Origin of the sequence: Sporosarcina sp. P20a, from assembly GCF_002743175.1 — a bacterium.
In the GTDB taxonomy this organism is placed as follows: Bacteria; Bacillota; Bacilli; order Bacillales_A; family Planococcaceae; genus Sporosarcina.
The window spans coordinates 1-1782 of sequence record NZ_PDYT01000051.1 but is presented as its reverse complement, the minus strand read 5'-3'; the positions used below and the strand labels follow the sequence as shown (position 1 = coordinate 1782).

Genomic DNA, 1782 nt, shown 5'->3' with positions numbered 1-1782 from the left:
CCGCTGATCCTCCCAGAGCCATTCCTGTCTGGTCAGTGAGGCCCTATTGAAAAAGAAAAGTCCCCTTGTTATCATTCAGGGTGTCAAGGCATCGACGACTTGACCCGGAATCATAAACAAGGAGGACTCCAATGAATTCTAAAGTGAATCATAAAATTAATCAAGTGACTGAACGAACCCTAGTTGTAGGTATCGATATTGCGAAGCATAAACATTATGCCACATTCGTAGATGAACGTGGACGAGAACTCAGGAAAGCTTTTCCTATCTCTCAAACAAGTGACGGTTTCGAAGAATTTTATCAAGAGATTCTTAATGGAATGAACACATTTAAAAAATCAGATGTGCTAGTCGGTGTAGAACCAACAGGCCATTACTGGTTGAACCTAGCGTATTTCTTAGAAGATCATGGTATTCCGATGGTTGTAATCAATCCTTTTCATGTAAAAAAATCAAAAGAGCTAGACGATAATCTTCAGACAAAGAACGATAAGAAAGACGCTTTGACGATTGCGCGCTTAATGAAAGACGGACGCTTTTCTCATCCTAAGCTTTTGCGTGATTTAGAAGCGGATATCCGTAGCTACTTTAGCGTAAAAGAAGCGTTGATAAAAGATCGTAGTGCGTTAAAGAATAAACTACATCGATGGATCGATAAATACTTCCCTGAAATATTTAAAGTCTTCTCAGACTTTGGCGCCATGGTGCTCGCGGTGTTAGAAGCTAGACCTCTTCCAGCTGATATTGTAGGTATGACGCCGACGGAGTTGGCTGACGTATGTGCAGAAGTAGGCTCTATGAAGCAGAGACGCCCTAAGCTGGCAGCTGAACTCATCAAAGTCGCTCAAACTTCAATCGGGATTACGGTATCACCTTCTGGCGCACGACGAGAAATCGCATATCTTATTCGTCAATACCGTTTAGTAGAAGAAGAATTGAAAGAGATTGAAAAAGAAACGGAAGAACTCATTGTTCAAACGGCAGACTACGAGTACCTGTCTTCGTTTCCCGGTATTTCTAACGGAACCATCACTGGCCTTTTAGCCGAAATAGGAAGCTTTACTGATTATGAGAGTCCACGCCAACTTATTAAACTAGCGGGTCTCACACTGATTGAAAATTCATCAGGTAAGCAAAAGGGAGTAAAGAAGATATCAAAACGTGGCCGGAAGAGGCTTCGCTCACTATTATTTAAAGCGATGCTTCCGATTCTTCGTAATAACTCGGCATTTTTGAAGCTACACCAGTACTATACGCAACGACCGAACAATCCCCTTCGCAAGAAGGAATCAATGGTAGTTCTATGTGGTAAGTTGTTGAAGATACTTCATGCATTGTGTACTAAACGTCGTCGATTTGATGGTGAGCAAATGCTTGCCGACCTTCACTGTCTTCAAGTAGCGTCTTAAACACTGGATTCTGAAAACCGCATTCATGACACGGAGAAGCTGGCATAGGTGGCGTACATTGGGCCGCGAGCCCATCCCAGAGCAGATTCGCCGGCCTCCAACTTATGATAGACCGAACGAAGGAATGTCAGCGCTTGACGCTAAGAGATGTGGGAGGGTCAGTCATCATAGGGAGTATGGAGATCCACAGTGCATGCCATATAAATTAACAGTTTCTGTAACTGTCAGCGAAGCGCTCGATCCATTTCCACTTTTTAACCGAAGTTGTATTACGTGGAATATGTTTGATAGCTCTCCAGCTAAAAAATATTTTTCACTCATCTAAAAAGCTCGATAAACCTTGTCACTATCGTCTGTTCAAGAGGGAGTCGCC

The 1782-nt window shown here is 42.9% G+C and carries 1 protein-coding gene; it reads left to right on the top strand.

Annotated elements, in window-relative coordinates; all coding sequences use genetic code 11:
- Nucleotides 1–131: 131 nt before the first annotated feature.
- A complete protein-coding gene (locus tag CSV72_RS16465) occupies nucleotides 132–1409 on the top strand; it encodes an IS110 family RNA-guided transposase (RefSeq protein ID WP_099679239.1) in 1278 nt (425 codons plus the stop codon).
- The last annotated feature ends 373 nt before the right edge of the window (nucleotides 1410–1782 follow it).